The organism is Saccharothrix espanaensis DSM 44229 (genome assembly GCF_000328705.1).
In the GTDB taxonomy this organism is placed as follows: Bacteria; Actinomycetota; Actinomycetes; order Mycobacteriales; family Pseudonocardiaceae; genus Actinosynnema; species Actinosynnema espanaense.
The window spans coordinates 357,672-383,920 of sequence record NC_019673.1; the positions used below are offsets into that span (position 1 = coordinate 357,672).

Consider the following 26,249-nt stretch of genomic DNA (forward strand, 5'->3'; position numbering starts at 1 on the left):
ACCGGTACGGTAGACGCCATGACCGGGCGAGGCACGTCGCAGGACGACGAGCAGCAAGATCACGGTCGTGGCTCCGGGCGACTACTGCTGGTAGCAGCATTGGCGCTCGCGCTGGGTGCCGCGGCGGTGCTGGTGCTGAGCGACAACGCCCGGTGGCTGAGACTGGCCGTCGTCGCCGCGCTGTGGGCCGCGCTGGTCGGCGCGTTCCTCGCCGCCCGGTACCGCCGCCAGGTCGCGGACAGCGCCGACGAGGTGGCCGACCTCCAGTCGGTGTACGAGCTGGAGCTGGAGCGCGAGGTCGCCGCCCGGCGCGAGTACGAGCTGGAGATCGAGGCGGAGACCCGCAAGCGGGTGCAGGAAGAGGCCAAGGACGACCTGGAGGCGCTGCGCGGCGAGCTGCGCGCCCTGCGGGAGAACCTGGAGGCCCTGCTCGGCGGCGAGGTGCTGGTGGAACGCGTGGCGCTGCGCGCCGAGTCGACCCGGATGCGCGCCCTGTCCGACCAGTCCCGGGTGATGTCGGTGAGCGATCAGCGGATCATCACCGCCGGGCCGACCAAGACGACCGTGACCAAGACCGTCGAGAAGTCCGCGCCGGACCGCACGGAGCTGATCGAGCGGGTCGCCCACGAGGTCCCGCGCAAGGAGCAGGTTCGGCGTCCCGAACCCGTGCGCCCGGACCCGAGCAGGCGTGAACCGGCCCAGCCCGCGCGGCGCGAACCGGCACGGGCGGCGCAGCAGCGGCCGGCGGTGGCGGTGCGCGCGCCGGAGTCGACCGAGCGCGTCAACCGGTCGGAGTTGGCGGGGCGACTGACCCCGACGAGCCGACCGGAGCCGACCCGGCGCGTGGAGCCCACGCGCCCGGCCGCCGAGTCGGCCGACTTCTTCAGCGACGCGAAGGCGGCGGCCCGGCCGTCGACTACCGGTGCGGTGGGCAGCGGCGCGGTGCTCGGCGGTGGCCGTCCCGGTGCCCCGGGCGGTGCTCCCGGTGGCGGTCCCGGCGGGCCCGGTAGCGGTCCTGGCGGATCCGGTGGGTCCGGTGGCGGTTCCGGCGGGTCCGGTGGTGACGCGGCGCGTCCGGCCGGTCGGGCCGAGGCCGCGCAGCCGGCGGAACCGGTGGCGCGCCAGGCCGAGCCGTCCCGCACCGAGCACACGATCCAGCGGCGCAGCCGGGTCGCCGAGCGCACCGAGATGATCAGCCGCGACGCGCTGGCGGCCGACCAGTCCGTCCGAGGTCCGGTGGCGGAGCAGAGCCGGCCCGCGCCCGCCGAGCCGCCGCGCCGCGCCACGCCGACGGCCGCCGAACGCACCGGCGGCTTCCGCCCGGTGACCGGCGCGGAGCCGGTGCAGACCGGTCGACGCGCGGAGCAGAGCGGCTACACGGCGGTGCCCGCTGCGGGCAAGCGTGCCGAGCAGAGTGGCTACCACCCGGTGCCGGCAGCCGGTCAGCGTGGCGAGCAGAGCGGGCACTACCCGGTGCCGGCGGCGGGTCAGCGCGCTGAGCAGAGTGGCTACCACCCGGTGCCGGCGGGTGATCGGGCCGAGCAGGGCGGGTACGCGGCGGTGCCGGCGTCCGGGTCCGGCACGCGGGCGGCGGAGGAGAGCGGGTACCTGCCGGTGTCGGCGGAGCCGGCCGGGCGGTCGTCGGCCGAGTTGTCCGCCGGGCGGCGGGCCGCCGACGAGAGCGGCGGCGGCCGGCGGCGGGCCGAGGACCGGCCCGCGGGACGGCGCAGCGCCCCCGAACCCGAACCCGCCGGGGCCCACGCGGACGGCAAGTCGGTCAGCGAGCTGCTGGCGGCGTTCGGCGGTGGCGAGTCGCCGCGTCGGCGTCGGCGGCGCGGCGAGGACTGACCCGTCGGAGCGGGGGCGGCCTACTTGTCGATGTCGCCGACCACGACGGCGAACGACCCCAGCACGGCCGGCAGGTCGTCCACCGCCGTGCCGGGCAGCAGCGCGGACAGCGCCTGCACGTTGTTGAACGACGGCGTGCGCAGCTTGAGCCGCCACGGCGTCTTCTCGCCGCGCGAGGCCAGGTGCACACCGGAGGTCCCGAGCGGTGCCTCGACCCGGGTGTACACCGACCCCTCCGGTGCCTTGATCGCCTTGGGCAGCCGCACGTTCACCGGCCCGCCGGGCAGCACGTCCAAGCACCGCTCGACCAGCCGCACGGACTGCCGCACCTCGTCCACCAGGCATCGGACCCGCGCCAGCGCGTCGCCCTCCGCCCGGACCACCGGGGTCACGTCGAGGCCCCGGTAGCCGGGCAGCGGATCGTCCCGGCGCAGGTCGAAGTCCACTCCGGACGCCCGTCCGATCGGACCGGTCACCCCGTACGCGAGCGCGGACTCCCGGCTCAGCACACCGATCCCGGCCAGTCCACCGGGAACCTCCCCGGTGTCCACAGTGGACAGTGCGGCGCGGACCCGGTCGGTCCACCCGGCCGGGACGTCCTCGCGCAGCCCGCCGATCCGGTTGAACATGAAGTGGATCCGGCCGCCCGACGCCTCCTCCAGCACGGCCTGCACGGCTTCCCGCCCGCGCGCGGCGGCCGGACCGGTCAGCGGCGCGAGGAAGACCAGGTGCGCCATGATCCGGTTCAGCTCGCACAGCACGGCCCGGAGGGTCTGCGCGCGGGCGGGGACGTCCATGCCGGTCATCCGCTCGACGGCGAGCGCGACGGCGAGTTCGTTGCAGAACGCGGCCAGCCAGTCGTGCCGGTTGGCCAGCGTCAGCACCTGCCGGTAGTCGCGGACCTCGAACAGCTTCTCCGCACCCCGGTGCAGGTGCCCGACGAGCGGTTCGGCGGCGGTGATGACCGCGTCGTCGCGGACGGTCAGCCGGAGCCGGTACGCGCCGTGCGCCGAGGGGTGCAGCGGGCCGAGGTCGACCACCCGGTCCACGCCCAGGTGACGTGCCCCGGCACCGACGCCAACGGTGATCTCCACCGCGTCATGCTCGCACGCCGGACGGTGGTGGGGCGGAGGGCCGCTCCTGGTGCCCGGCCGGGTCGAGGGGGGCCTGGCCGGGTTGGGGTGGATGGTCGGGTCGGGTCGGGTCGGGGTGCTGGGTGGTGGGTGGCTGGGTGGGGTGTCAGTCGGCGGTGATGGAGAACAGGAAGCAGCCGTGGGACACGCTGCGCACTTGGATCTCGACCACGTTGGAGTTGTTCAGCAACTCGTCGATCTTCTCGTACAGCTCTTCGGGCTGCGCGATCCCGCCTTCGTAAATCCGGCCGTCGGCGTCGTACGCGCGCAAGGTCCGCTTGTTGTGCCGGAACGCCTCGGGCACATCGTGCACGGTGTCCGGGCCGTCGCACGGCAGCATGTGCACGAACACCGGGCCCAGTTCCTCGTACGGACCGCGACCGGCGGTGGGCGTGTAGCGGAACAGCACGAGCGGTTCGCCGACCCCGGCCTTGCGCAGGCAGCACCGCAGCGGCGCGCCGGGCGACTCGCCCCGCAGCTCGTGGAACTCGTCCGTGCCGGCCAGCTTCCGGGCCCGTTCCACCACGTCGGTGGGCAACGCGTGAATCCTCATGCGATCAAGCCTGGTCGTCGGAGGCGGTGGTGGCCGGCGGTCTTCGGACGTGGCGGCGGGGGTGGTTCGGGCGGCGAGTCACCAGACGGGGCGGATGCCGGCTGTGGAGGTGTGGTCCAGGTACGTGGTGAGGCTGTCGCGGAGGGCGGCGAACTCGGCGTCGCCGACGAGGGCGGCGAACTCGGCGTCCAGCTCCGCCCACAGCCGGTCGGCCAGGCGCAGGTAGTCGTGGCCCTTGGTGGTCAGCGCGAGCGCTTGCGCCCGGCGGTCGGTCGGGTGCGGCTCGCGCCGGACGTAGGCCCACTCGACCAGCTCCGCGACGGTCTTGCCGGCCGCCTGCTTCGACACGCCCAGGTGCGCCGCCAGGTCGACGGTCGTCGGGTGCTCGTTCGCGGCCAGGTACCGGAAGACGAAGCCGTGCGCTGGGCGCAGCGGCTCCAACCGGTGTTCGGCCAGGCGGTCGTGGAACCGGTCGGTCATCGCCCGGAACGTCCTGGCCAGCAGCATCGACGCGGGTTGCGCAGGGGGGTGGGGCACGGTCGTCAGTGTGCAGGTGGACAACCTGGTTGGCCACTCTCGTGGTCGGGCCGGGGTCGCCACGGCGGCAGCGGCGGCAGCAGGTCCGCGACCGGGACGCCCACGCCGTGCAGCAGCCAGCCGAACGACCCGAGCCCGCCGACGGCGCGCAGCTCGGCCACGCGCGACGCCCGTGCCGCCGACTCCAGCCACGCCATGCCCGTTCCGCGTGTCGCTCGGCCCGTCGCGGGCTGACCGGTGGGCTGGTTGGTGGGGGTCAGGGCGGCCAGGGCGTCGCGTTGGGAGACCAGCACCCAGTCGCCGCCGGCGGCCTCGGCGCAGGCGTCCAGGGCCACGTGCGCGGTCAGGTCGCACGAGCCGTCGAACACCGGCGGCACGCGACGGCCCGCGCGGTACGCCGCGAACGTGCCCTCCGGGTACCGGCCGGCGGCCCGGTCCGCGCGCAGGTGCCCGTAGTCGACGGCCAGCGCCGCGCCGTGCACCCGGCCCACGGCGTCCGCCCACGCCCGGTCCCGGGGCGCGCCGATCTCGGCCCGCCGACCGGGCTCCAGCGGCCACCACCTGGTCAGCCACGGGTCGTCGTGCGGTCCCACGACCAGCGGGCACGGGATCGCGTCCAGCCACTCGTGGCCGACCAGCAGCCCGTGCACGGCGGCCGGCAGGTCGCGCGTCCACTCGACACCGGGCAGCGCGCGGGCGGGCCCCACGTCCACGGCGGTCACGTGCAGCCGGTCGGCGAGCCGCGCGGGGGCCAGCGCGCGGATCGCGGCGGACAGCTCGCCGCCGCCCGCGCCCACGTCGACGAAGTCCACCCGGGCCGGCCGGCCCAGCGCGAAATCCACCCGATCGAGCAGCACCAGGAGCGCTTCGGCCAGCTCAGGGCCGATCAGCGGGGCGGTGCGGAAGTGGTCGGCCGGCACCGCGCCCCGGCTGAAGAAGCCCTCCGGGCCGTAGAGCGCGGTGCGCCACGCCGATTCCGAGTCCCGCATGCGTCAAGTGTCCCTTTAAGGTTGCACACTGTGACCGCCTCCCCTGCCCGCAAGCGCGTCGACCAGCGCCGCTGGACCGTCCTCCTGCCGGTGGTCGGGCTGATCGCGCTGGGCGCGTGCGGCCTGATCCTGCTCGGCCTGGGCACCAGCAAGATCGGCGTGGGGCCGATCCTGGTCGGCGCGATCGCCGCGCTCGTGCCGGTGGCCGCCGTGCTCGGCGCGTTCCTCTGGGTCGACCGGTGGGAACCGGAACCCGCGAAGATCCTGCTGCTGGCGTTCGCCTGGGGCGCGTGCGGCGCGACCATCACGTCCCTGGTGTTCAACCAGACCGCGCACGTGCTGGGCGAGCTGATCAACAACGGCGACGGGTCGACGTTCGCTGCCGTCGTGGGCGCGCCGATCGTGGAGGAGGCGACCAAGGCGGTGTTCGTGGTCGTGCTGTTCCTGCGCCGGCGCGAGGAGTTCGACGGCGTGGTGGACGGCATCGTCTACGCGGGCGTGACCGCGGCCGGCTTCGCGTACACGGAGAACATCTACTACTTCGCGCGCGTGTTCGTGGACAGCGGTTTCGGCGACATGTCCAGCGGCGTGGTGGCGCTGTTCGTCCTGCGCGGGGTGCTCTCGCCGTTCGCGCACCCGCTGTTCACGGCCATGGCCGGCATCGGGATCGGCATCGCGGCGCTGACCGTCAACCGGACCCTGCGGTGGGTCGCGCCGGTCGTGGGCTACCTGGGCGCGGTGGGGCTGCACTCGCTGTGGAACTTCTCCACGACGGTGGGCGACGGGTCGACGTTCATCAACCTGTACTTCCTGATCATGGTGCCGGTGTTCGCGGGCATGGTGTGGCTGGTGATCTGGCAGCGCCGCCGGGAGCAGCGGATCGTGGCGGGCCAACTGCCGGAGATGGCCGCGCAGCGGTGGATCGCCTCCAGCGAGGTCACCCTGCTGGCGTCGTTGCAGGGGCGCCGCAGGTGGCGGCGCACGGTGCGGCGCAAGGTCGGCGAGCAGGCCGCGCGAGCCGTGGCCGGGTACCAGGTGGCCGCGACGGAACTGGCGTTCCTGCGGCACCGGATTCAGTTGGGAACCGCTGGAACGGAGGCCGACGAACGTCACGCCGTGCTGCTCGAAGCGCTGGTCGCCGCACGTCAGGCCGCGGTGGACGCGCCGGGCGCGCTCAAGGCCGCGGGTGGGGCCAGGCGAGGGTGAAAGGCCAGGGCTCGTGGTGGTCGGGTGTGGTGTGTTCGCCGCGGTCGGGAGGGTGGCGTTCGGTGTGGGCGGGTGTGTTGGGCTAGCCAGAGGGCGGGTGTGTTGGGTTTGCCAGAGGGCGGGTGGTGTTCGTCGCAGTTGAGTTCAGTCCGGCGGGCGCGGGATTACGCTCGCGGCCGTCGTCCGGTACCCGCCTAGGGCCTGGAACGCCACTGAAGGAGTACGTCGCATGGACGCGACCCCCCGCCCCGCGCGGCTGGCTGTCGGAGTGATCTCGGCAGGCCGGGTGGGCTCGGTGCTCGGCGCCGCCCTGACCAGGGCGGGCCACGTCGTGAGCTCGGTGTCGGCGGTGTCGCGCGAGTCGCTGCGCCGGGCCGAGGAACTGCTGCCGGACGTGCCGGTGGCTCCACCGCCCGAGGTCGCCGCGTCGGCCGACCTCGTGCTGCTGGCCGTGCCCGACGACGAGCTGGCCGGGCTGGTCCGCGGCCTGGTCGCCACCGGGTCGCTGCGCGCCGGGCAGATCGTCGTGCACACCAGCGGCGCGCAGGGGATCGGCGTGCTGGAACCGGCCCGCGCGGTCGGTGCGCTGTGCGTGGCCCTGCACCCGGTGATGACGTTCACCGGACGCTCCGAGGACGTCGAGCGGATGACCGCGTGCTCGGTCGGCGTGACCGCCGCGGACGGCGACGACGCGGCGTGGAACGTCGGCGAGGCCCTGGTCGTGGAGATGGCCGCGGAGCCCGTGCGCATCCCCGAAACCGCCCGCCCGCTCTACCACGCGGCACTCGCGCACGGCGCGAACCACCTGATCACGCTGGTCGCGGACTGCGCGGACCTGCTCCGCTCGGCCGGGATCGGCGACGCCGAGCGGATGCTCGGGCCGCTGCTGTCGGCCGCGCTGGACAACGTCCTGCGGCACGGCGACCGGGCGCTCACCGGGCCGGTCGCGCGCGGCGACGCCGGCACCGTGGCAAAGCACCTGCGCGTCCTGGCGTCCGAAGCGCCTGACACCCTTGACCCGTACCGGGTTCTCGCGCGCCGCACCGCCGACCGCGCAGAGGCCGCCGGGCTGCTCAAGCCCGATCCGGCCGCCGACGTCCGCACCACTCTTGAGGACCGATGACCAAGCCGCTCACCAAAGACGACTACGTGCCCAACGACGTCACGGTGCACCGTGACCCGGAGCGGTTGCGGCGGGTGGTGCGCGCACTGCGGGCCGCCGGGCGCAACATCGCGCTCGTCCCGACCATGGGCGCGCTGCACGAGGGCCACCGGAAGCTGATCCGGGAAGCGCACGTCATGCAGAACACCGTGGTCGTGGTGTCGATCTTCGTCAACCCCGCGCAGTTCGGTCCCGCGGAGGACTTCTCGACCTACCCCCGGACGTTCGAGTCCGATGTGGACGTCTGCCGGCAGGAGCGGGCCGGCCTGGTGTTCGCGCCGGAGGCGGAGGACATGTACCTGCCCGGTGCGACGGTGACCCTGTCGCCCGGACCGCTCGGCGACGAGCTGGAGGGCGCGTCCCGGCCGGGGCACTTCGCCGGCGTGCTGACCGTGGTGTCCAAGCTGTTCAACATCGTGCAGCCGACGTACGCGGTGTTCGGGGAGAAGGACTACCAGCAGTTGACGCTGATCCACCGGATGGCGCGGGACCTGGACTTCCCGGTGGCCGTGGTGGGCGTGCCGACCGTGCGCGAACCGGACGGCCTGGCCCTGTCCTCGCGCAACCGGTACCTGTCGGAGGAGGAGCGGTCGGCGGCCACCGCGCTGTCGGCGGCGCTGGTGGCGGGCGCGCACGTGAGCGGCGGCGGCGCGGCGGCGGTGCTGTCGGCGGCGTCCTCGGTGCTCGCGGCCGTGCCGTCGGTGGACGTGGACTACCTGGAACTGCGGGCACCGGACCTGGGGCCCGCGCCGGAGAACGGGGACGCGCGGCTGCTCCTCGCCGCGCGAGTGGGCTCCACCCGACTGATCGACAACATCGCCGTGCTGCTCGGCACCGGCGACGAGTGAGGGGGACCGCGATGTTCCGCACCATGCTCAAGTCGAAGATCCACCGGGCCACGGTGACCCAGGCCGACCTGCACTACGTGGGCTCGGTGACCGTGGACCAGGACCTGATGGACGCCGCCGACCTGCTGGCCGGCGAGCAGGTGGCGATCGTGGACGTGACCAACGGGGCGAGGCTGGAGACCTACGTCATCGCCGGTGAGCGCGGGTCGGGCGTGATCGGCATCAACGGGGCGGCGGCGCACCTGGTCAAGCCCGGCGACCTGGTCATCCTGATCGCGTACGGGCAGATGGACGACACCGAGGCGCGCGCGTACCAGCCGAGGGTGGTGTTCGTGGACGCGGACAACCGGGTCGTCGACCTCGGAGCGGACGCCGCGCACGCGCCGGAGGGCTCCGGCCTGGTCAGCGGTGCTGTTGTCGCGGACCCCGCGGGCGTGTCGCTCGTCGCCGTGACCGGTACTCCTACTTCGTCGTCCGAGACCGAGGACGCCACGGCGTTGGACGCGTTGATCCAGGCCGAGAACTGACCGGGTCTCGGCGGAGGGGAAGTTCCTGTGCTGCTCGCCATCGACGTCGGCAACACCAACATCGTCCTGGGCCTGTACGACGGGACGGGGGACAAAGCCGCCCTGGTGCGTGACTGGCGGATGCGCACCGACGCGCGGATGACCGCCGACGAGCTGGCGCTGACCATGCGCGGGTTGTTGGGGGAGTACGCGGACAAGATCACCGGCATCTCGGCGCTGTCGACGGTCCCGGCGGTGCTGAGGGAACTGCGCGTGATGCTCGGCCGGTACTACTCGGCGGTGCCGAAGGTGCTGGTGGAGCCGGGAGTGCGGACCGGCGTGCCGCTGCTCGTGGACAACCCGAAGGAAGTCGGCTCGGACCGGGTGATCAACACCCTCGCCGCGCACCACCTGCACAGCACGGCGTGCGTGGTGGTCGACTTCGGCACGTCGACGAACCTGGACGTCATCTCGGCCAAGGGCGAGTTCCTGGGCGGCGCACTGGCCCCCGGCATCGAGATCTCGGTCGACGCCCTGGCCGCCCGCGCGGCACAGCTGCGCAAGGTGGAGCTGGTACGACCCCGTTCGGTGATCGGGAAGAACACGGTCGAGTGCCTCCAGTCCGGGATCGTGTACGGATTCGTGGGTCAGGTGGACGGCCTGGTACGCCGGATCGTGGACGAACTCCAGGTGAGCGAACCCGGCCCGGTGACGGTGATCGCCACCGGCGGCCTGGCACCGCTGGTGGTCACGGAGTCGGCCACGATCCACGCCCACGTCCCGGACCTGACCCTGCTGGGCCTGCGCCTGGTCTTCGAACGCAACATGCGCTGACCCGTTCCGGCTCTGCCCTGAGCCCCCGCGTGACTGGGTTCTTCAAGCTCGCCGGCCGGCTTGTCGCTTGGCTGGTGGTCTCGGACTGTTGTGCCGGATTGTCGGTGGTGCGTGGGAAAATGGTGTTGGGGGCCGGAGGCCACGCTTGTCGGCGTCGGCGTGCTGACCTGCGCGTTCGAGCGGTCGCGCTGGGCTGGTGCAGAGGATTGTCGGTGGTGCGTGGGAAAGTGGTGTCGGGGGCCGGAGGCCACGCTTGTCGGCGTGGCCTGACGTGGCTGTTCTAGCGGCTGTGCCGCCGCGTGCGCGGGAAGTCGCCTCCCACGTGAGGACCTCCGACCCGCTTCCGGACCGCCCAGGTGTGCGCGGGCCAGGCACTATCGGAGCGTTCGTCGTCGTCCGCATTGGGTCCGGGGCTGGTTGCGAAGCCCGGCCAGGTGCAGCAGGCGGGCCGGTGAGGCCCAAAAGCGAAAAGCGTCCTCGCCGGACGGGCGAGCCGCCAAGGATGACGGAAAAGCGGGTGGCGGCAGGTGGATTGTGGGGGTGCGGGTGTGCTCCTGCATGTGGGCACGGTGGGTGGGCGGGCCGGCGCTGGGCGGTTAGCGGCGCTGAAGGCGGGTCGCTTCTGTCACCAACGGGAAGTCGAACTCGCCCGTTGCCGTTTCCGGGTTGCTTTTCAGGTAGGTCAGCAGGGACGTCAGCAGTTCCTCCCGTTCCGCTGCCGAGATCACGAGGGTGTGGGAGTGGGTGCCGATCGTCGCCACCAGGGACTCCGCCGTTCGGCGGTGCGTGTGGGGGAACTTCCGGGTTTCCACGTCCTTGTACGCCTCGTGTTCCGGGATGTCTTCTTCCACCGAGTGCTGGTGGCTCACGGTCGACTTGCCCAACTCGTTGAGCTTCGCGACCCACGGCACCGTTACGTCGGAGTCGTTCCACAGGCTGGCCAGGACGCCTCCTGGGCGCAGGACCCGGGCGATCTCGGTCAGCGCCTTCGCCTTGTCGAACCAGTGGAACGCTTGTCCCACCAGTACGGCGTCCATGGTGCCGTCCGGAAGGGGGATGCGTTCCGCTGTTCCCGGTAGCGCCCTTACGCCTCCGTGTTGGCGCACCAACTCCGACAGCATCGACTCGTCGGGCTCCACGGCCGTGACGTGGTGGCCTTCCGCGACGAGTCCTCCGGTGAGTTTTCCGGTTCCCGCCGCCAGGTCCAGCACCTGTTGCGGTCCGCCGCCCAGGGGTTCCAGCGACCACCGGATGGCGGTCGCCGGGTAGTCCGGGCGGTGTTCGGCGTACGTGGCGGCCTGTGCTCCGAAGGAGTTCGCCCGGCGAGCACTCAAGTCATCACTCGTCACCGTCCCCACCATAGTGAGAACCGGTTCGATTCCCCGAGGGGTCTTTCCGTACGCTTCCCCCCGTGAGTGAGCAGCCTGCGAACCCTACCGCCACCAGTGACGACGATCTTCCCGAGCAGCTTCGGGTGCGCCGGGAGAAGCGGGCGCGGCTGCTGGAACGCGGGGTGGACCCCTATCCGGTCGAAGTGCCCCGGACGCACACGTTGCGTGAGGTCCGGGAACGGCACCAGGGGCTCGAACCCGATGTCACCACCGGTGAGATCGTCGGTGTCACCGGACGGGTGATGTTCATCCGCAACACCGGGAAGTTGTGCTTCGCCACGCTGCGCGAGGGTGACGGCACCGAACTCCAGGCCATGCTGAGCCTGAACGGGGTGGGCGAGCAGGCGCTCGCCGAGTGGAAGTCCGACGTCGACCTGGGCGACCACGTGTTCGTGCGCGGCGAGGTCATCACCTCCCGGCGCGGCGAACTGTCCGTGATGGCCCAGGAGTGGCGGCTGGCGGCGAAGTCGTTGCGGCCGCTCCCGGTCGCCCACAAGGAACTGGCCGAGGAGACCCGCATCCGGCAGCGGTACGTGGACCTGATCGTGCGCGAGCAGGCCCGCGACACCGTGCGCAGCCGGGCCGCCGTGGTGCGCTCCCTGCGGGACTCGTTCCACCGGCGCGGTTTCGTCGAGGTCGAGACGCCGATGCTGCAGACGTTGCAGGGCGGTGCGTCCGCCCGGCCGTTCGTCACCCACTCGAACGCGCTGGACATCGACCTCTTCCTGCGCATCGCCCCGGAGCTGTACCTCAAGCGCTGCGTGGTGGGCGGGATCGAGCAGGTCTTCGAGATCAACCGGAACTTCCGCAACGAGGGGATGGATTCGTCCCATTCGCCCGAGTTCTCCATGTTGGAGTACTACGAGGCGTACGCCACCTACGAGACGAACGCGGTCCTCACCCGCGAGCTGGTCCAGGAGGCCGCCCTGGCGGTGGCGGGCACGCACCAGGTGACGCTCGCCGACGGCTCGGAGTACGACCTGGGCGGTGAGTGGACCACGCTCGGCATGTACGAGTCGCTGTCCGACGCCGCCGGCGAGGCCGTCACGCCGGAGACCTCCGCCGAGGAGCTGCGCAAGCTCGCGGACCGGGTCGGCCTGGAGGTGGACCCGAAGCTCGGGCACGGCAAGCTGGTCGAGGAACTCTGGGAGCACCTGGTCGGCGACGGGCTGCACGCACCCACGTTTGTCCGTGATTTCCCGGTCGAGACCTCGCCGCTCACCCGGCGGCACCGCACCCGGCCCGGGGTGGCCGAAAAGTGGGACCTGTACGTGCGCGGATTCGAGTTGGCCACGGGATACTCCGAACTGGTCGACCCGGTGGCGCAGCGGGAGCGGCTGGAAGCCCAGGCGCGGTTGAGTGCCGCCGGGGACGTCGAGGCCATGCCGGTGGACGAAGACTTTCTGCGATCGCTGGAGTACGGAATGCCACCGAGCGGTGGTGTGGGAATGGGCATCGACCGACTGCTGATGGCCATCACCGGCCTCGGTATCCGGGAGACGATCCTGTTCCCCCTCGTGCGACCTGAATGAAGTAACTTCTGGGACTCCGGTCTGCGCATTGCGGTACTTGTGCGCTAACCTGCACCCGACAATGCTTTGGTCGCGGTCGGGGAACACCGCGCATTCGGAGTCCAGGAGGATACGCATGGCGCAGAAGGTCACCGTGACCCTGGTCGATGACCTGGACGGCGGGAAGGCGGAGGAGACGGTCGGCTTCGGTTTGGACGGTGTGTCCTACGAGATCGACCTTTCTTCGGGCAATGCGGGCAAGCTCCGCGATGCACTCGCCGACTTCGTCGCCGGCGCTCGCAAGGCCGGGGGCCGCAAGCGCGGTCCGGGCCGTCCGGCCGGTGTGAAGGCCGCACGTCCCGCATCCGCTGATCGCGAGCAGAACCAGGCCATTCGGGAGTGGGCCCGCAAGCAGGGGATGAAGGTGTCCGATCGTGGACGTATCCCCGCCGAGGTGCTGGAGGCCTACCACCAGCAGGGCTGACACGTGATTGCGTGGCGTTCGCCACGGCAATTACGCCAAACGACGAAGGGGCACCGGTCCGTTACCGGTGCCCCTTGGTTGTTTTTCCGTACCAGTCGATCCTGGAAAGATCTTGTACGGACGTCGGATGGTGAAGTTCATAACGATGTTCCGATGGTGGTGCGGTCGACGTGGTGAAGGTGGCGGGCGGGCCGAGATGTCGATGACGGTGTGCCGGTGGGCATGCGCGTTCGGTGGTCGGATTGGGTGCCCTGGGACGGCGTCCCCCGGTAGGTGGGTGAGTGCCGGGGTGAGTCCGAACGGTCCAGGAAGGGCGCGGCCGTCTGCGCGGGTGACGTTGTCGTGGTCGTTCTTCAGCCCTGGCGCGGGCAGGTGGCGCAGACTTCCGCGTCGGGCAGCGCGAAGTGGAAGCAGCAGCTTTCCCGGCGGCGGGTCCACCCGGTTCCGGTCGCGCGCAGAGTGGACGCCGAGGTGAACGGGGCCGTTTTGTCCGGTAGCAGCAGTGCCGCGTCGGCGACGCCGGCCGCCTCGTCGCCGCACAGCTGACCGGCGTTCCAGGCCGCGCTGTCCAGGGCGTCGGTCGCGGCGGCCCACAGCTGCCGGCGGCCGAACCGGACCATGGGGCCGAACGTGGTCACGAACCGCGCCGCGTGCGCGGCGAACCGGGCGCGCAGCAGCGCGGCCAGGGCCTGGTCGTCGGCGACGACGGTGGCGGACGGGTGGTCGCGCGCGGGGTCGTCGGGCAGGCAGGCGAACTCGTCGGTGAGCAACGCCACGCCCACGACGTGCGGCCGGCCGGTGGTCCCGACCCGGATCGCCACGTCGGCGGGGCGCAGCGAGGGCACCCGCCTGGCCAGGTGGAACAGCGTGCCGCCGAGCAGGCCGACGGTGCTCAGGTACCAGCTCATCACGTACCCGCCGGTGGTGCGCTCGGGTGCGTCGCCGTAGTGCTCGCGCAGCCAGATCGCCAACTCGGCCCGCCACGAGGTGAAGCCTGCCGGGCTGGAGAGCAGTGCTTCGGTGACGGTCCAGCCGGGGGTGGGGGTGGAGCCGGAGCCGGAGGGAGCGGGGAAGGCGGGGGCGGAGGAGGTGGGGGTGCCGGGGGGCGGGAGGTGGAGGCTTACCTCGCACCAGTCGGTGAGGGTGTTGGCCCGGGTGATGGTTGTGGCGAGGGGGCTCTCTCGGGTGGCCGTGGGTGCGGGTACGGTCATGGTGAGAGGTCCTGGGATCCGGCGGATGAGGGTTGCCTAACCTTATCGAGGTTCCCTCGAGTCGGTGGTCCTCGGTGACGCCGGTCACGTCCGTTGCGGCCGTTCGGGGGGTTGTTCGCGCTCAGCGGACATCGCCCGATCCGTGGAATCTACCTGGCAGATCACGCGTTGGTACCGATGTCAGAGATCCCCGACAGCGACTGCACGCGAACGGGAACTGAGAGTGTCCGGGCCGGCGACTACAGTGGTCCCACGGTGCCGCGCTCTCCACGGTATGCCAGTGGTGAGCCCGAGGACCGCCGGCGCAGCAGTCAGGGAGTGCGAATGTTCGAAAGGTTCACCGACCGCGCGAGGCGGGTGGTTGTCCTGGCCCAAGAAGAGGCCCGGATGCTCAACCACAACTACATCGGCACCGAACACATCCTCTTGGGGTTGATCCACGAGGGTGAAGGTGTCGCCGCCAAGGCGCTGGAGTCGTTGGGGATCGCGCTGGAGGGCGTCCGCCAGCAGGTCGAGGAGATCATCGGCCAGGGCCAGCAGGCCCCGTCCGGCCACATCCCCTTCACCCCGCGCGCCAAGAAGGTGCTCGAGCTGTCGTTGCGGGAGGCGCTTCAGCTCGGCCACAACTACATCGGCACGGAGCACATCCTGCTCGGCCTGATCCGCGAGGGCGAAGGCGTCGCCGCGCAGGTCCTGGTCAAGCTGGGCGCGGACCTCAACCGCGTCCGCCAGCAGGTGTTGCAGCTCCTGTCCGGCTACTCCACCAGCAAGGAGACGGCGGAGTCCGGCGGCCGCGGTGAGGGCACCCCGTCCTCGTCCCTGGTCCTCGACCAGTTCGGGCGCAACCTGACCGCCAGCGCGCGGGAGGGCAAGCTCGACCCGGTGATCGGGCGCACCAAGGAGATCGAGCGGGTCATGCAGGTGCTGTCCCGCCGCACCAAGAACAACCCGGTCCTGATCGGCGAGCCCGGCGTGGGCAAGACCGCCGTGGTCGAGGGGCTGGCGCAGATGGTCGTCAAGGGCGAGGTGCCCGAGACGCTCAAGGACAAGCAGCTCTACACCCTCGACCTGGGCTCGCTGGTGGCCGGCTCGCGCTACCGCGGTGACTTCGAGGAGCGCCTGAAGAAGGTGCTCAAGGAGATCCGCACCCGCGGCGACATCATCCTGTTCATCGACGAGATCCACACGTTGGTGGGGGCGGGTGCGGCGGAGGGCGCGATCGACGCGGCCTCGATCCTGAAGCCGATGCTGGCGCGGGGCGAGTTGCAGACGATCGGCGCGACCACGCTCGACGAGTACCGCAAGTACGTCGAGAAGGACCCCGCCCTGGAGCGCCGGTTCCAGCCGATCCAGGTCGGCGAGCCGTCGCTGGAGCACACGATCGAGATCCTCAAGGGTCTGCGCGACCGGTACGAGGCCCACCACCGGGTGTCGATCACCGACTCGGCGCTGGTGGCCGCGGCGACGCTGGCCGACCGGTACATCAACGACCGGTTCCTGCCGGACAAGGCCATCGACCTCATCGACGAGGCGGGCGCGCGGATGCGCATCCGCCGGATGACCGCGCCGCCGGACCTGCGCGAGTTCGACGAGAAGATCGCCGACGTGCGTCGCGAGAAGGAATCCGCGATCGACGCGCAGGACTTCGAGCGCGCCGCCAAGCTGCGCGACTCCGAGAAGCAGCTGCTGGGCCAGAAGGCCGAGCGGGAGAAGCAGTGGAAGGACGGCGACCTCGACGTCGTCGCCGAGGTGGACGACGAGCAGATCGCCGAGGTCCTGGCGAACTGGACCGGCATCCCGGTGTTCAAGCTCACCGAGGAGGAGACCACCCGGCTGCTCCGCATGGAGGACGAGCTGCACAAGCGGATCATCGGCCAGGTCGACGCGGTCAAGGCCGTGTCGCAGGCGATCCGCCGCACCCGCGCCGGTCTGAAGGACCCGAAGCGCCCGTCCGGCTCGTTCATCTTCGCCGGCCCGTCCGGCGTGGGCAAGACCGAGCTGTCCAAGGCGCTGGCGCAGTTCCTGTTCGGCGAGGACGACGCGCTCATCCAGATCGACATGGGCGAGTTCCACGACCGGTACACCGCGTCGCGGCTGTTCGGTGCCCCTCCCGGCTACGTCGGCTACGAAGAGGGTGGCCAGCTCACCGAGAAGGTGCGCCGCAAGCCGTTCTCGGTCGTGCTGTTCGACGAGATCGAGAAGGCGCACCAGGAGGTGTACAACACGCTGCTCCAGGTGCTGGAGGACGGCCGGCTGACCGACGGTCAGGGCCGGACGGTGGACTTCAAGAACACCGTCATCATCTTCACGTCCAACCTGGGCACGTCGGACATCTCCAAGGCCGTGGGCCTGGGCTTCACCTCCGGCCAGGACACCGCGTCGAACTACGAGCGGATGAAGAACAAGGTCAACGACGAGCTGAAGAAGCACTTCCGCCCGGAGTTCCTCAACCGCATCGACGACATCATCGTGTTCCACCAGCTGACGCAGGACGAGATCATCAAGATGGTCGACCTGATGATCGCCCGCGTCGAGACGCAGCTGAAGAACAAGGACATGGCGATCGAGCTGACCGACCGGGCCAAGATGCTGCTCGCCAAGCGCGGCTTCGACCCGGTGCTCGGCGCCCGTCCGCTGCGTCGCACGATCCAGCGCGAGATCGAGGACCAGCTCTCGGAGAAGATCCTGTTCGGCGAGATCCAGCCGGGCCAGATCATCATCACCGACGTCGAGGGCTGGGACGGCGAGTCGGAGGCGGACGACAAGGCCCACTTCGTCTTCCGGGGTGAGTCGAAGCCGCTCAGCGTGCCCGACGCTCCGCCGGTCGACCTGGCCGCGTCCTCCGGTGCGAGCGCCGGTGGCGACGCGGGTGAGGGCGAAGCCGATTCGGCCTGACCGCTGAGAGGGGCCCAGGCTGGTCTTGGGTCCCCGGTGGTGGAATCGAACGCGTCAAGCGCCCCCTGGAGCTTTCAGGGGGCGCTTTCGCGTGTGTGGCGGCTAGTGCAGGGCGCCGGCTGTGGTGTGCAGGTCGGTGGTCCGGGTGACGGTGGTGTGGATGATCAGCGACAGGGCGCGCGCCGTGGTCTCCACCGGGAGGCTCGGGGCGTCCTCGTGGCCTTGGCCCGGCGCGTACGGGACGTGCACGAAACCTCCCCTGAGCTGCGGGAACTCGGTGGCCGCCAGGTGCATCAGGCCGTAGAACACGTGGTTGCAGACGAACGTCCCCGCCGTGTGCGACACCGACGCCGGGATGTCCGCCTCGTGCAGGGCTTCGACGCACGCCTTCACCGGCAGGGTGCCGAAGTACGCGGTCGGGCCGCCTTCCACCACCGGCACGTCGATCGGCTGGTCGCCGGCGTTGTCGGGGATCCGGGCGTCGTCCAGGTTCACCGCCACGCGCTCCGGCGTCACGCCCGTCCGGCCGCCCGCCTGGCCCACGCACACCACGACGTCCGGCGCGTGCGTCCCGACCAGCTCCCGCAGCACGTCCAGCGACCGCCCGAACTCGCACGGCAGCTCGGCCACCACCAGCTCGTACCCGCCGGGCGAACCGGCCGCCGCGTACTGCTCGGCGACCAGCCGCACCGCGTCCCAGGACGGGTTGGTCCCGTCGCCCCCGAACGGTTCGAAGCCCGTCAGCACAACTCTCACTCGGGCAGACTAGATGTCGTGGCCGACCTCGAAGTGCGCCGTCCTCGCCGCAAGGTGGTCACGTTCCTGCTGGTGCTGGCCACGGTGGCGTTCTGCGCCGCCGCCGGGCTGCGCCTGCTGGGCATCGACGGCACCCGGCACATGGTCGCCCTCACCGCGCTCACCCCCTATTCCACCGCCGCCGGCGTCCTGCTCGGGGCGGTGGCGCTGCTGGTGCGCCGCTGGGCGCTGGGAACGGTCACGCTGCTGTTGTCGCTGGTCCTGGTCTCGGCCGTCGCGCCACGGGCGTTCCCGGACGCGCGGCCGATCGGGGTCGGGCAGGACGTGCGGGTGATGTCGGTGAACCTGGAGTACGGGCGGGCCGACGCGGCGGCGGTCGTCGCGGCCGCGCGGGCGAACCAGGTCGACGTCCTGGCGTTGCAGGAGCTGACGCCGGGTGCCGTCGACGCGCTCGACCGCGCCGGGCTGGCCGACGTGCTGCCGCACCGGGTGTTCCTGCCGGACTCGGGGGCGGCCGGGTCGGGGCTGGCGGCACGTCGCCCGCTGTCCTCGCGGGCCTCCGCGCCGAGCACGTTCCGGCAGGCCCGCGCGCTGGTCGACCTGCCCGGCGAGGACCTGGAGCTGGTGTCGGTGCACACCCTGGCCCCGACCGTGCCCGGTGGCACCGAGCCGTGGCAGCGCGACCTCGCGGGCCTGCCCAAGCGCGACCTCAACGGGCCGATGCGGGTGCTCGTGGGCGATTTCAACGCCACCATGGACCACGTGGGCCTGCGCCGGCTGCTCAACCAGGGTTATGTCGACGCGGCTGACCAGGTCGGCGAGGGGCTGAACCCGACGTGGCCCTCTCGCGGGTACTGGCCGCCGGTGGTGCTCGACCACGTGCTGGTGGACAACCGGTGCCCGGTCGACGCGTTCCGGGTGCTCGACCTGCCCGGCACGGACCACCGGGGGATCCTCACCCGGTTCGTCGTGCCGGCGTCGTGAGCCGGTCCAGTGCGGCGAGCGCCGCCGCCGCGCCCATCCGCAGCGACACCCCGCGCCCGTGCCGGACCTCCGGCTCGCGCGGGTTGACCCTGATCAGCGCGCCGGACGCGGCACTGGCCAGCTCCGCCTGCCGGCGCACGGTCGGCACCGCCACCCCGGCGCCGAGTTCCAGCACGACCAGGTCGCGGACCGACCGCCGCCACGCGGTCAGCTCGTCCAGCGCGCGCTGACTCGGCCCCGGCACCCACGACCAGTCCCCGAACATCAGGATGTTGGGCCGTGCGAGACCGCCGCAGGCGCGGCACGCGGGCAGCGGCCCGACCGCCCGCATGGTCTCCGGGTCGACCTGGACCAGCACGTCGTCGGCCGGCCACACGTCGTCCGTGCACGGCTCGACGCACTGGAGGCGGTGGATGGACCCGTGCACCTCGGCGACGTGGTCGAACCCGGCCCGCTGGAACTGCCCGTCGACGTTCGAGGTGAACACCCGCGCGCCCCACGACCGGAGCACGGCGAACCCGGCGTGCGGCTCGGTGCGCCGGTAGAGGTCGAGCCGGTGGCCGTAGAAGCCCCAGGCCAGTTCCGGGTCGTCCACGAAGTGCACCGGGTCGGCGAGTTCGGCGAACCGCAGCCCGAGCCGCTCGTACGGCGGGTAGGCGCGCCAGAACCCGTGGTCGCCCCGGAAGTCGGGCAGGCCCGAGTCGACGCCCATCCCCGCGCCCGCGCACACCAGCACCGCCTGCGCGCCGGAGATCAGCTCCGCCGCGCGGTCCAGCGCCGCATGGTCCAGCGCCGCATGGTCCTGCCCGGTGGGGTTCTGCTCGGTGGTGGAGCGGTCAGTCACGTGGGGGCTGGGAGCTGAGCACGACCTCGAACTCCAGCAGGTCCGACCCGGTGCCCACGGGCTTGGCCCGCTCGCCGGAGTGCGCCTCGCGGGCGCTGCCGTTGCGCCAGTTGTCGAAGGCCTCGTCGTTTTCCCAGTGGGTGACGACGAAGTACCGCTCGTCGCCGGCGACCGGCCGCAGCAGCTGGAAGCCGAGGAACCCGGGCGACGAGTCGACCGCCCCGAGCCGCGCGGCGAACCGCTTCTCCAGCTCCGGGCCCGAGCCGTCGGGGACGTGGATCGCGTTGATCTTGACAACCGCCATGCCCCGACGTTAGCAGGGCGCGCGCTGCGTGGCGTGGAGCGCTACTTGCGCAGCGGACCCGGCCACAGGTACTCGTCGGAGGGGATCTTGTCGCCGTGGAACCACGCGGCGAAGAACCCGTCGAGGTCCTGGCCCGACACCTGCTCGACGTGCGCCTCGAACTCGGGCCACGACGCGTTGCCGTCCCGGTGCTGCGCGGTCCACGTTTGCAGGACCTTGCCGAAGGGCTCGTCGCCGATCTGCCGGCGCAACGCGTGCACGGCGAGCTGGCCCTTGTCGTACACGCCGCGGAACTCGTTGCCGCGGCCCATGTCGTAGAGCTTGCGGTTCCAGTACGACGACGAGTCGTCGGTCCGGGCGATCTCGCCCCGGTACTTGGCGTCCAGGTCCACGCCGTCCTTGCCCTCGGACCACAGCCACTGGGCGTAGCTCGCGAAGCACTCGTTGAGGCAGATGTCGGCCCACGACCGCAGCGCCACCGAGTCGCCGAACCACTGGTGGGCGTTCTCGTGCACCACGGTCTCCAGGTCGGCCCACCCGGCGTAGATCGGCCGGGTCTGGGTCTCCAGCGAGAACCCGATGTCGTCGGCCAGGAAGATGCCGCCCGCCGACTCGAACGGGTACGGGCCGAACTTCGAGGCCAGGAACTCCAGCACCTCCGGCAGCCGCCCCTGCTCCGCGCGCGCCTGCGTCGCGCCGGGCGCGAACGCGTTCACCACGGGCGTGCCGTCGGCCAGGGTGGTCCGGTCGATCGTCCACTTGTCGATCGCGATGGTGGTCAGGTAGGTGGCCATGGGCTGCGGCGCGTCCCAGCGGTAGGTGGTCCAGCCGTCCGCGCGGGTCGTCTCGCCCTCCGCGCCGTTGGACACGACCGACCAGCCGTCCGGGACGCGGGCCGCGAGCTTGAACGACGCCTTGTCGCGCGGGGTGTCGTTGGCCGGGAACCAGGTGGTCGCCGAGTGCGGCTCGCCCGCCGCGAACGCGCCGCCGGACGCCGACACCTGCCACCCGCTCTTGCCCAGCGCGCGGTCCTGGAACAGGGTCGGCACGCCGCCGTAGGTGACGGCGACGACGAACTCCGCGTCCTTCACCAGCGGCTCGGCGGGGGTGATCACCAGTTCGTGCTCGCCCTCCTGGCGGAACTCGGCGGGCTTGCCGTCCACCGACACCTCGGACACCGCGAGCTCGTACAGGTCGAGGTTGAAGCGGCTCAGGCCGTCCATTGCGGTGGCCGTGACCAGCGCTTTCCCGTCCAGCCTCTGGGTGGCGGGGTCGTAGCCGACGGCCAGGTCGTACCCGCGCACGTCGTACCCGGAGTTGCCGTCCTGCGGGTAGTACGGGTCGCCCGCGCCGTCGCCGCCGACCGAGTCGACCACCGGGGGCGTGGTCGTCGCCGGCACTTGACTCCCGGGCACGGCCTGCGGCGTCGCGCCCGGCATCCGGGCGACCAGCACCCCGACGACCACCAGCACCAGGGCGGCGACGAGGAGGTGAGGGCGGGCCTTGGAGCTCAGAGCCATGCCGACATGATGCACGTATGAGCGTCGCGGAGTTCGGCGGATCGGGGCAGGGCATCCTGCTGCTGCACGGCCTGATGAGCCGCGCGAGCACGTGGTGGACGGTCGCCCAGTGGCTCAAGCCCTACGGCCGGGTCGTCGCGACCGACGCGCGCGGCCACGGCCGCAACCCGCGACGGGGACCGTTCCGCACGGAGGACTTCGTCGCCGACGCCGCCGAGACCATCGAACGGCTCGACCTCGGGCCCGCCGTGGTGATCGGCCACTCGATGGGCGGCCTGCACGCGTGGGCGCTCGCCGCGACCCGCCCCGACCTGGTGCGGGCCGTGGTCGCGGAGGACGTCGTGCCGGACAACACCGGCCGCACGGTGGACGAGTGGCGCTGGTACTTCGACTCGTGGCCGGTGTTCGAGTCGGTGGCCCACGTCCGGTCGGTGGTGCGGGTGCCCCGGGTCGAGGAGCTGTTCGAGGAGCGCGCGGACGGCTGGCACCTCATCGCGCGGCTGGCGGACCTCTACGAGATCGCCGCCGAGTGGGGCGAGCGGTCCTACTGGGAGTTCGTGGACGCCATTGCGTGCCCGACGCTGACCGTCGAGGCCGGTCGGGGCGGGTTGCGGGCCGGTCAGATGGCCGAGGTCGCCCGCCGCACGGGCGGGGCGCACCTGCTCGTCCCCGAGTCCGGGCACGTGGTGCACGACGAGGCCCCGGAGGTCTACCGGGGCGCGGTGGAAGCCTTCCTGAGCGGGTCGATCCCGCCGGTCTGAGTGTCCACGACGGCCATCTCGCGGACCTTCGCGCGGATCGGCTCGACCGGGTGCAGCGCGGCGAACGCCCGGACCGTCTCCTCGTCGGTCGTCCCGTGCAGCAGGGTGCAGTGCGGCACCCAGGTGCCCGGCAGGTAGTAGGCGCTCGGGTTCTTCACCCGGCCCGCCAGCACGTCGTGGATCGCCGAGTGCACGGCCAGCAGCTCACTGTCCACGACCGCGCCCAGGTGCAGGACGTTCTCGGTGGCGGAGAACGTGCCCAGGGTGTGCAGCCACAGGTCGGGCAGCCACAGCCGGGACAGGTCCTCGCGCAGCTCGGCCCGGACCTTCGGCCCGATCGTGCCCGCGACCGCGTAGGTCAGGTGCGGCGGGCGCTCGAACGTCGCACCGACCCGCCGCCACAGGTCGCGGACCTTCGCGTCGGCCTCGGCGTCGAAGAACACCACCAGCGCGTGCACGTCAGTGCTCGCCGGGCAGGGCGAACAGGCCGGTCGCGGTCTGCTCGACCAGGCCGTCCACCAGCAGCGAGTCCAGGCAGCGGTCGCGCTGGCCGGCGTCGGACCAGACCACGTCCAGCCGGGTCTTGGCGACCGGGTCGGGCGTGCCGCGCAGCACGTCCAGCAGCAGTCCCCGGACCTGCCGGTCGGTGCCGGCGAACTTCTGCACCACCTTGACCGGCCCGTCGTACGCGGGGCGGCCGTTGTGCTGCCACGCGCACGTGTCGAACACCGGGCAGTCCGCGCACTTTGGCGTGCGGGCCGTGCAGACGACCGCGCCCAACTCCATCAACGCCGCGGAGAAGACTGCGGCGTCCTGCTCCGGCAGCAGGACTTGCACGTCGTTCATGTCCCGGGTGGTGGACGGCGGGCCTGCGTCACCCGCGCCGTGCACGGCCCGTGCGACGACCCGGCGGACGTTCGTGTCGACCACGGGACACCGTTGGCCGTAGGCGAAAGCGGCTACGGCGCGTGCCGTGTACGCGCCGATGCCCGGCAGCGCGAGCAGGGTGTCCACGTCGTCGGGGACCACGTCGTCGTGGTCGTTCGAGATGGCCCGCGCGGCTTCGTGCAGCCGCAGCGCCCGCCGCGGGTAGCCGAGCTTGCCCCACGCCCGCAGCACGTCGCCCTGCGAGGCGGCGGCCATCGCGGACGGGGTGGGCCAGCGTTCCAGCCACTCGTGCCAGATGGGCTCCACCCGGGCGACGGGTGTCTGCTGCAACATGATCTCGCTGACCAGCACGCCCCACGCGGTGCACTCGGGCTTGCGCCAGGGCAGGTCGCGGGCGGTGTCGGCGAACCAGTCGATGAGGGTCTGCGCGTCCAGGCTCATAGCGCGCGCCAGTCTTCCAGAACGACCCCGTGCGGGTGAAAGCCGATCGGAACGGGCTGGGCGGGAGTCCGGCGAACCGGGCACGTTCTCGGTGGACCGTGCCCGGTGGCCCGCGGCCTAGCCGACCTCGGCTTGGACGACCTCGGTCAGCGCGCCGGTGTGGACGTCGTACACGAACCCGCGCACGTTGTCCCGGTACGGCACGAACGGGCTGTGGCGGAGTCGGTTCATGGAGTTGCGGACGCTGTCCTTGACCTCGCGGAAGGCCTCCACGGACCACGTCGGGCGCATCCCCGCGTCCTGTTCCAGCTCGTCCTTGAAGGCGTCCTCGGTCACCAGCTCCAGGCCGCAGTTCGTGTGGTGCACCAGCAGCACCTCGCGGGTGCCGAGCTTGCGCTGGCTCAGCGCCAGCGACCGGATCATGTCGTCGGTCACCACACCGCCGGCGTTGCGCAGCACGTGCGCCTCGCCCTGGCGCAGGCCGAAGATCTCGAACACCCTGATCCGTGAATCCATGCAGGTCAGGATCGCGACCTTCATCGAAGGCTTCGGCGACGAGCGGTCGCCGGGCACCACGTCGCCCAGGTCGGCGTTGCGGCGGAGGAGTTCGTCGATCGAGGTCATGGCCCACCTCCCTTTTCGTTCACCCAGGATTGGAACCCGCGGCCGGGACGGCGGCAAGTCAATCGGGCCGGCATCACGTTCACCTCATCGGATTACCCGCACCTCCACCGCTATTCCCAGCGGCTTGGCTACCTTCGGTCAGGTGACCGAGCCCACAGGCCCGCTCCCGCCGTCCGTGTACTGGCGGCGTCGCGCGCTGGCCATCGGCGGGTCCGCGGTGGCCCTGGTCCTGGCCGTGTGGGTGGTCGGGGCGCTGATCGGGCGCGGTGATCCGGTGCCGGCCGCCGGGCCGGCCGTCGCGTCCAGTCCGCCGCCGCAGAGCGAGCGGCCGGTGGCGGTCTCGTCGTCCTCGACCACGCCACCCCCACCCCCTCCCGAGCCACCGGCTCCACCGCCGCCGCCCGCGCCACCGCCCGGACCGCCGCAGCCGTGCGACGACGCGAACGTGGTGGTGCAGGCGGAGGTGGCGAAGCCCGCGTACCCGGCGGGCGAGGCGGTCGGGATGAAGATCCTGGTGTCCAACACCGGGCCGCTGCCGTGCACGAAGGAGATCGGCCGCGCGGTGCGCGAGCTGGTGGTGACCAGCGCGGACGGCGGCACGCGCCTGTGGTCGAGCAACGACTGCTTCGCGACCGAGGGGTCCGAGGTCCGGGTGCTGCGGCCCGGCGAGGTGTTCGACTTCGGGCTCAAGTGGCTGGGCAGCACGTCGGAGCCGGGCTGCGCGAAGCACACCCGGCTGGGGCCGGGGGACTACCTGCTCAGCGCGCGGGTGGCCGGGAAGGCGAGCGATCCGGTCGTGTTCCGGATGACCTGACGCCCGGCCACCGCCGCGTCACGGACCGAACCAGCGCTCCTCGACCACGCCGCGCGGCGAGGCGGCCGTCGAGCCCAGGACCAGTTCGGTGGCCAGCGTGACCGACCGGGGCCGGGTCCGCTCGGCCGAGTCCAGCAGCAGCTTGCCCGCCGCCCGGCCCTTCTCCAGCACCGGCTGGCGGACCGTGGTCAGGCCCGCCTGCTCGGCCTCCCGGATGCCGTCGAACCCGGTGACGGTGAGGTCGTGCGGCACGTTCAGGCCGCGTTTGCGGGCCTCGCCGAGCGCGCCCAGCGCGAGGATGTCCGACGTGCAGATCAACGCCGTGATCCGCGGGTCGCGGTCGAGCACCTGGGCCGCGGCCGACGCGCCGGAGGCGATGGCGTGGTCGAACCGCTCCACCACCGGGACGCCCGCCCAGTCCACGCCGACCTCGGTGAACGCCTCGGCCAGCCCGGCGATCCGGGCCCGCTGCACGTGGAAGTGCGCCGAGCGCTGCCGCTCCAGCGACACGTAGCCGTCGTTGCGGTCGCGGGCCAGCCTCATGCACACCACGCCGATCCGCCGGTGCCCCAGCGAGATCAGGTGCTTGGCGAGCGAGTTCATCGCGGCCCGGTCGTCGATTCCCACCCGATCGACGTTGCCCAGGTCCGGCTGGTCGCACACCACGGTCGGCACCGGCCGTTCGAGCACGGCGGCCAGGTGCGGGTCGTCGTCGGGCACCGAGTACACCACGAACCCGTCGACGCCGGCGCGGTGCACCGCGGCCACGTCCTCGCGCTCGGGGTTCGCCGGCACCAGCAGCAGACCGGTCCCGGCGTCCTCGCACGCCAGGGCCAGCCCTTCCAGGAACCCGATCGCGGCCGGGTCGCGGAACGCGTAGGACAGGTTCTCGGTGAGCAACAGCCCCACCGCTCCCGCCTTCCGCGTCCGCAGCGACCTGGCCACCGGGTCGGGGCCCGGATATCCGAGTCGTCTCGCTGTCTCCAACACCCGGCGTCGCAGCTCCGGCGAGAGCTGGTCGGGACGGTTGTACGCGTTGGACACCGTTGTCCGGGAAACACCCAGCTCCGCCGCCAGTGAAGCCAGCGTCGCGGGGCGTCGCACATGCATCGACCGCGCCATGAAGTGACCGTAACGGTTCAGAACCAATTACAGAAGCAGGGGTGACCCGCATCCCTGCGATTGGTCATCACCGCAGGTAGGAC

The 26,249-nt window shown here is 71.8% G+C and carries 26 protein-coding genes; 12 read left to right on the forward strand and 14 right to left on the reverse strand.

What is annotated here, in order from left to right; genetic code table 11:
- Positions 1–18 precede the first annotated feature (18 nt).
- Positions 19–1,848 (forward strand): DUF6779 domain-containing protein, encoded by a 1,830-nt coding sequence (locus tag BN6_RS01750; RefSeq protein ID WP_015097802.1) that lies wholly within the window; start codon positions 19–21, stop codon positions 1,846–1,848.
- Positions 1,849–1,868: 20 nt separating this feature from the next.
- Here the strand turns inward: BN6_RS01750 and BN6_RS01755 are convergent, their stop codons facing one another.
- From BN6_RS01755 to BN6_RS01770, 4 genes are all read right to left on the reverse strand, one after another.
- Positions 1,869–2,942 (reverse strand): NADH-quinone oxidoreductase subunit D, encoded by a 1,074-nt coding sequence (locus BN6_RS01755; protein ID WP_015097803.1) that lies wholly within the window; start codon positions 2,940–2,942, stop codon positions 1,869–1,871.
- Positions 2,943–3,087: 145 nt separating this feature from the next.
- On the reverse strand, positions 3,088–3,534 hold the full coding sequence (locus BN6_RS01760; RefSeq protein WP_015097804.1) for a DUF1203 domain-containing protein: 447 nt from the start codon (positions 3,532–3,534) through the stop codon (positions 3,088–3,090).
- Positions 3,535–3,612: 78 nt separating this feature from the next.
- Positions 3,613–4,071 (reverse strand): MarR family winged helix-turn-helix transcriptional regulator, encoded by a 459-nt coding sequence (locus BN6_RS01765; RefSeq protein WP_197540234.1) that lies wholly within the window; start codon positions 4,069–4,071, stop codon positions 3,613–3,615.
- A 5-nt stretch (positions 4,072–4,076) separates the two neighbouring features.
- Positions 4,077–5,060, reverse strand: coding sequence for an SAM-dependent methyltransferase (locus BN6_RS01770; RefSeq protein WP_015097806.1), 984 nt, complete (start codon positions 5,058–5,060; stop codon positions 4,077–4,079).
- A gap of 30 nt (positions 5,061–5,090) precedes the next feature.
- Between BN6_RS01770 and BN6_RS01775 the strand changes: the two genes are divergently transcribed.
- From BN6_RS01775 to BN6_RS01795, 5 genes are all read left to right on the forward strand, one after another.
- Positions 5,091–6,266 (forward strand): PrsW family intramembrane metalloprotease, encoded by a 1,176-nt coding sequence (locus tag BN6_RS01775; protein ID WP_015097807.1) that lies wholly within the window; start codon positions 5,091–5,093, stop codon positions 6,264–6,266.
- A 229-nt stretch (positions 6,267–6,495) separates the two neighbouring features.
- Positions 6,496–7,389, forward strand: coding sequence for a Rossmann-like and DUF2520 domain-containing protein (locus BN6_RS01780; RefSeq protein ID WP_015097808.1), 894 nt, complete (start codon positions 6,496–6,498; stop codon positions 7,387–7,389).
- Positions 7,386–8,276 (forward strand): pantoate--beta-alanine ligase, encoded by an 891-nt coding sequence (gene panC, locus BN6_RS01785; RefSeq protein ID WP_015097809.1) that lies wholly within the window; start codon positions 7,386–7,388, stop codon positions 8,274–8,276. Before BN6_RS01780 ends, panC begins: the two co-directional genes overlap by 4 nt.
- A gap of 11 nt (positions 8,277–8,287) precedes the next feature.
- The gene (gene panD, locus BN6_RS01790; protein ID WP_015097810.1) at positions 8,288–8,803 is read left to right on the forward strand and encodes an aspartate 1-decarboxylase; all 516 of its coding nucleotides are present in this window, start codon (positions 8,288–8,290) and stop codon (positions 8,801–8,803) included.
- A gap of 27 nt (positions 8,804–8,830) precedes the next feature.
- Positions 8,831–9,616: a type III pantothenate kinase gene (locus tag BN6_RS01795; RefSeq protein ID WP_015097811.1), complete on the forward strand. Its 786-nt coding sequence runs from the start codon at positions 8,831–8,833 to the stop codon at positions 9,614–9,616.
- Positions 9,617–10,212: 596 nt separating this feature from the next.
- Here BN6_RS01795 and BN6_RS01800 read toward each other — a convergent pair.
- On the reverse strand, positions 10,213–10,977 hold the full coding sequence (locus BN6_RS01800; protein WP_015097812.1) for a class I SAM-dependent methyltransferase: 765 nt from the start codon (positions 10,975–10,977) through the stop codon (positions 10,213–10,215).
- Positions 10,978–11,027: 50 nt separating this feature from the next.
- Here BN6_RS01800 and lysS point away from each other — a divergent pair, with 50 nt between their 5' ends.
- Together lysS and BN6_RS01810 are read left to right on the forward strand one after the other, a co-directional pair.
- Complete coding sequence (gene lysS / locus BN6_RS01805; protein WP_015097813.1) at positions 11,028–12,539, forward strand: lysine--tRNA ligase; 1,512 nt, start codon at positions 11,028–11,030, stop codon at positions 12,537–12,539.
- A gap of 115 nt (positions 12,540–12,654) precedes the next feature.
- Positions 12,655–13,002, forward strand: a complete 348-nt coding sequence (locus BN6_RS01810) for a histone-like nucleoid-structuring protein Lsr2 (protein ID WP_015097814.1) — start codon at positions 12,655–12,657, stop codon at positions 13,000–13,002.
- Between the two features lie 353 nt (positions 13,003–13,355).
- Here the strand turns inward: BN6_RS01810 and BN6_RS01815 are convergent, their stop codons facing one another.
- Positions 13,356–14,213, reverse strand: coding sequence for a (2Fe-2S)-binding protein (locus BN6_RS01815; RefSeq protein ID WP_015097815.1), 858 nt, complete (start codon positions 14,211–14,213; stop codon positions 13,356–13,358).
- A 324-nt stretch (positions 14,214–14,537) separates the two neighbouring features.
- On the opposite strand from BN6_RS01815, the gene BN6_RS01820 reads away from it, so the two are divergent.
- Positions 14,538–17,108, forward strand: a complete 2,571-nt coding sequence (locus tag BN6_RS01820) for an ATP-dependent Clp protease ATP-binding subunit (RefSeq protein ID WP_015097816.1) — start codon at positions 14,538–14,540, stop codon at positions 17,106–17,108.
- A gap of 102 nt (positions 17,109–17,210) precedes the next feature.
- Here the strand turns inward: BN6_RS01820 and pcp are convergent, their stop codons facing one another.
- A complete protein-coding gene (pcp, locus tag BN6_RS01825; RefSeq protein ID WP_015097817.1) occupies positions 17,211–17,864 on the reverse strand; it encodes a pyroglutamyl-peptidase I in 654 nt (217 codons plus the stop codon).
- Between the two features lie 18 nt (positions 17,865–17,882).
- Between pcp and BN6_RS01830 the strand changes: the two genes are divergently transcribed.
- A complete protein-coding gene (locus tag BN6_RS01830; RefSeq protein WP_015097818.1) occupies positions 17,883–18,848 on the forward strand; it encodes an endonuclease/exonuclease/phosphatase family protein in 966 nt (321 codons plus the stop codon).
- On the opposite strand, the gene BN6_RS01835 is transcribed toward BN6_RS01830, so the two are convergent.
- The 3 genes from BN6_RS01835 to BN6_RS01845 are packed head-to-tail and all read right to left on the reverse strand — an operon-like array spanning position 18,820 to position 21,516.
- Positions 18,820–19,638: an SIR2 family NAD-dependent protein deacylase gene (locus BN6_RS01835; RefSeq protein ID WP_408005328.1), complete on the reverse strand. Its 819-nt coding sequence runs from the start codon at positions 19,636–19,638 to the stop codon at positions 18,820–18,822. The genes BN6_RS01830 and BN6_RS01835 overlap by 29 nt on opposite strands.
- A 46-nt stretch (positions 19,639–19,684) precedes the next feature.
- The gene (locus BN6_RS01840) at positions 19,685–19,996 is read right to left on the reverse strand and encodes an antibiotic biosynthesis monooxygenase family protein (protein WP_015097820.1); all 312 of its coding nucleotides are present in this window, start codon (positions 19,994–19,996) and stop codon (positions 19,685–19,687) included.
- Between the two features lie 41 nt (positions 19,997–20,037).
- Positions 20,038–21,516: a M1 family metallopeptidase gene (locus BN6_RS01845; RefSeq protein ID WP_015097821.1), complete on the reverse strand. Its 1,479-nt coding sequence runs from the start codon at positions 21,514–21,516 to the stop codon at positions 20,038–20,040.
- 17 nt (positions 21,517–21,533) lie between these two features.
- Here BN6_RS01845 and BN6_RS01850 point away from each other — a divergent pair, with 17 nt between their 5' ends.
- On the forward strand, positions 21,534–22,277 hold the full coding sequence (locus BN6_RS01850) for an alpha/beta fold hydrolase (RefSeq protein ID WP_015097822.1): 744 nt from the start codon (positions 21,534–21,536) through the stop codon (positions 22,275–22,277).
- Here the strand turns inward: BN6_RS01850 and BN6_RS01855 are convergent.
- The 3 genes from BN6_RS01855 to BN6_RS01865 all read right to left on the reverse strand — a co-directional run bounded on the left by BN6_RS01855 (position 22,226) and on the right by BN6_RS01865 (position 24,230).
- Complete coding sequence (locus BN6_RS01855) at positions 22,226–22,735, reverse strand: 2'-5' RNA ligase family protein (protein ID WP_015097823.1); 510 nt, start codon at positions 22,733–22,735, stop codon at positions 22,226–22,228. The genes BN6_RS01850 and BN6_RS01855 overlap by 52 nt on opposite strands.
- Position 22,736: 1 nt before the next feature.
- Positions 22,737–23,606 (reverse strand): HhH-GPD family protein, encoded by an 870-nt coding sequence (locus BN6_RS01860; RefSeq protein WP_015097824.1) that lies wholly within the window; start codon positions 23,604–23,606, stop codon positions 22,737–22,739.
- 117 nt (positions 23,607–23,723) lie between these two features.
- Positions 23,724–24,230 carry a beta-class carbonic anhydrase gene (locus BN6_RS01865; RefSeq protein ID WP_015097825.1) on the reverse strand — a complete coding sequence of 169 codons (507 nt, stop codon included), beginning with the start codon at positions 24,228–24,230 and terminating at the stop codon, positions 23,724–23,726.
- Between the two features lie 142 nt (positions 24,231–24,372).
- Here BN6_RS01865 and BN6_RS46435 point away from each other — a divergent pair, with 142 nt between their 5' ends.
- Positions 24,373–25,044 (forward strand): hypothetical protein, encoded by a 672-nt coding sequence (locus BN6_RS46435; RefSeq protein WP_041311666.1) that lies wholly within the window; start codon positions 24,373–24,375, stop codon positions 25,042–25,044.
- An 18-nt stretch (positions 25,045–25,062) separates the two neighbouring features.
- Here BN6_RS46435 and BN6_RS01875 read toward each other — a convergent pair whose 3' ends face one another.
- Positions 25,063–26,166 carry a LacI family DNA-binding transcriptional regulator gene (locus BN6_RS01875; RefSeq protein WP_015097827.1) on the reverse strand — a complete coding sequence of 368 codons (1,104 nt, stop codon included), beginning with the start codon at positions 26,164–26,166 and terminating at the stop codon, positions 25,063–25,065.
- Positions 26,167–26,249: the final 83 nt, after the last annotated feature.

Coding starts and splice junctions, on each gene's coding strand:
- BN6_RS01815 (WP_015097815.1), bottom strand. CDS start 14,213: ATGACCGTACCCGCACCCACGGCCACCCGAGAGAGCCCCCTCGCCACA.
- BN6_RS01800 (WP_015097812.1), bottom strand. CDS start 10,977: ATGGTGGGGACGGTGACGAGTGATGACTTGAGTGCTCGCCGGGCGAAC.
- BN6_RS01780 (WP_015097808.1), top strand. CDS start 6,496: ATGGACGCGACCCCCCGCCCCGCGCGGCTGGCTGTCGGAGTGATCTCG.
- BN6_RS01860 (WP_015097824.1), bottom strand. CDS start 23,606: ATGAGCCTGGACGCGCAGACCCTCATCGACTGGTTCGCCGACACCGCC.
- BN6_RS01850 (WP_015097822.1), top strand. CDS start 21,534: ATGAGCGTCGCGGAGTTCGGCGGATCGGGGCAGGGCATCCTGCTGCTG.
- BN6_RS01810 (WP_015097814.1), top strand. CDS start 12,655: ATGGCGCAGAAGGTCACCGTGACCCTGGTCGATGACCTGGACGGCGGG.
- BN6_RS01760 (WP_015097804.1), bottom strand. CDS start 3,534: ATGAGGATTCACGCGTTGCCCACCGACGTGGTGGAACGGGCCCGGAAG.
- BN6_RS01770 (WP_015097806.1), bottom strand. CDS start 5,060: ATGCGGGACTCGGAATCGGCGTGGCGCACCGCGCTCTACGGCCCGGAG.
- BN6_RS01840 (WP_015097820.1), bottom strand. CDS start 19,996: ATGGCGGTTGTCAAGATCAACGCGATCCACGTCCCCGACGGCTCGGGC.
- BN6_RS01845 (WP_015097821.1), bottom strand. CDS start 21,516: ATGGCTCTGAGCTCCAAGGCCCGCCCTCACCTCCTCGTCGCCGCCCTG.
- BN6_RS01820 (WP_015097816.1), top strand. CDS start 14,538: ATGTTCGAAAGGTTCACCGACCGCGCGAGGCGGGTGGTTGTCCTGGCC.
- panD (WP_015097810.1), top strand. CDS start 8,288: ATGTTCCGCACCATGCTCAAGTCGAAGATCCACCGGGCCACGGTGACC.
- BN6_RS01750 (WP_015097802.1), top strand. CDS start 19: ATGACCGGGCGAGGCACGTCGCAGGACGACGAGCAGCAAGATCACGGT.
- BN6_RS01875 (WP_015097827.1), bottom strand. CDS start 26,166: ATGGCGCGGTCGATGCATGTGCGACGCCCCGCGACGCTGGCTTCACTG.
- panC (WP_015097809.1), top strand. CDS start 7,386: ATGACCAAGCCGCTCACCAAAGACGACTACGTGCCCAACGACGTCACG.
- BN6_RS01865 (WP_015097825.1), bottom strand. CDS start 24,230: ATGACCTCGATCGACGAACTCCTCCGCCGCAACGCCGACCTGGGCGAC.